We start from the raw sequence: 2,273 nt of genomic DNA on the forward strand, positions 1-2,273 counted from the left end.
CTGCCGGGCCTGTTTCACCTTCGAGCGGTGGAACAGGCCCGGCGGTGTGCGGTCACCCGGTGGGCATCCGCGGTTCAGCGGCTCTCGGCCACGACCGGGTTGCGCAGGACGCCGATGCCCTCGATCTCCACCTCGACCTCGTCCCCGGGGCGGATCGGCCCGACACCGGACGGCGTTCCGGTCATGATCGCGTCTCCGGGCAGCAGCGTCAGATAGCGGCTCAGGTAGGCGACGAGGTCGGGCACGGCGAGCAGCAGATCAGCCGTGCTCGCCGACTGCACGACGGCGCCGTTCACCCGGGTCGTCAGCGACAGGTCGGAGGGGTCCAGGCCGGTGGCGATGACCGGTCCGAGGGGAGCGAACGTGTCCTGCCCCTTCCCGATCAGCAGCGTTCCGAACGCGCTTTCCCTGCGCTGGACGATACGGTCGCTGACGTCATTGCCACATGTGTAGCCGAGGATGTGCTCATGGGCCTCGGAAGCCTTCACATGGCGGGCTTCCTTTCCGATGACGGCAACCAACTCGCCTTCGAAGTGAATGAGTTCACCGTCCGCCGGATAGACGATGGCATCGCCCGGCCCGACGACAGCGGTGCTCGGCTTCATGAAGCACACGGGAACTTCCGGGGCGTCCCGGTCGGTCTCGTCGATGTGCGCGGCGTAGTTGTACGCGAACCCGAAGATCCGCGGCCTTTCGAGCGGCGGGAGAACGACCACGTCACCCACTTCGTCGGTCTGTCCCGTGGGGGACATACCGGTAAAGGGATCGCCCTCGAATCTCACGATCCTTTCGTCGCCCTCTTCGAATTCTCCGTAGTGACGCACACCGCCGACGGCATACCTGACGATCCTCACGGTTACCTCCGCAACTAGGCAGCCACGGGCGGCTGCAAGGCCCTCCAGTCGTGCTAACGTTAGCACGGAGCAGTGATCGACTACGGCTCCCCCGCCCATCCGTCACGGAGCGCGATGCGATTGCTATCGTTGGCACACGGAAGGGCATGGCACCGGACCAGTCGCCTGAGGGAGCCGCTTACGTGATCACGACCAGGGACATCGCCGAACGCCTCGGGGTCTCCGTCTCGACGGTCGGCCGGGCGCTCTCCGACGACCCTCGCATCAGCGAGGAGACCAAGTTCCGGGTCCGCCAGGCCGCTTCCGAGATGGGATACGTCGGCAACCGCGCGGCGCGGATGATGCGCGGGGCGTCCAGCAACGTCGTCGCGCTGGTGATCCCGGACATCCGCAACAGCTTCTACTCGACCATCGCGCACCAGCTGTCGAAGAACATGCAGGCCGAGGGCTTCCAGCTGATGCTCTCGGAGACCGACGACGACCGGATGGCAGAGCTGCGCCACCTGCGGGAACTGTCCGCCAACCGCGTCGCGGGGGTCATCATCGTGCCCACCGCGCGCCCGCACGGCGACTCCGTCAAGCTCCTGCGCACCCTGCCGCACCTGCAACTACTGCGTCGCCACCCCTCCCTCGGCTCCCAGTGGTTCGGCGTGGACGACCACGAGGCCCTGCGGCAGGCCACAGCCCACCTGGTGACGCTGGGCCACACCCGCATCGCCTATATGGGCGGCCCCGAGGAACTGCCCACGGGCGCCGAGCGGCTGCGCGGATTCCGCAGCGCCCTGCGCGAAGGCGGCCTGCCGGACGACGCCGGGCACACGGAGCTGTGGCCCCCCTCGTCCGTGGACCACGGCCGCCGGGCGACGCGCCGGCTGCTGGACGGCCCCGACGCGCCCACGGCACTCGTCCTCGGATCGACCCAGCTCACCCTGGGTGTGCTGGAGGAGTTGGCCGAGCAACGCGTGAAGGTGCCCGGGGAGCTGTCCGTGGTCGGATTCGGGGACGAGCCGGGTTTCTCCTGGTGGGGGCCGGGGCTCACCACGACCGGCCTGCCGATCCAGGAGATGGCGACCGGCTGTGCGCTGTGGCTGATGCGCCGCCTCAAGACCAAGCCGGACAACGACGGGCCGTACACCTCGGTCTCCCTCGGATCGCTGGTCCTGCGCGGCAGCACGGCGTCCCCCGGCGCGACGACGCCCACCTCCGGGCGCGGCTGAGCCACCGTCGGGATCGGTCTCCCGATCCTGCGGTGGCCGCGCTGCCGGCCCTCGGTTCATAGGCCGGCCTCCTGCCCTGAGCCCCGGGTCCATGTACCGGGCCCTCACGCCCCCGGCTCATGGACCGGCCCCCTGACCCGGCCGCTCGGCCCACCGGCAAGCACACACGCACCACACGCGAAGGGGGCCCGGAGCGCATCGC

At 69.4% G+C, this 2,273-nt stretch carries 2 protein-coding genes; one reads left to right on the plus strand and one right to left on the minus strand.

Annotated elements, in window-relative coordinates; all coding sequences use genetic code 11:
- Positions 1-74: 74 nt before the first annotated feature.
- Positions 75-953, minus strand: a complete 879-nt coding sequence (locus ACN6LD_RS42120) for a fumarylacetoacetate hydrolase family protein (protein WP_445045929.1) — start codon at positions 951-953, stop codon at positions 75-77.
- An 83-nt stretch (positions 954-1,036) separates the two neighbouring features.
- Between ACN6LD_RS42120 and ACN6LD_RS42125 the strand changes: the two genes are divergently transcribed.
- A complete protein-coding gene (locus ACN6LD_RS42125; RefSeq protein WP_319190798.1) occupies positions 1,037-2,071 on the plus strand; it encodes a LacI family DNA-binding transcriptional regulator in 1,035 nt (344 codons plus the stop codon).
- Positions 2,072-2,273: the final 202 nt, after the last annotated feature.

The organism is Streptomyces sp. SAS_272, assembly GCF_052543235.1.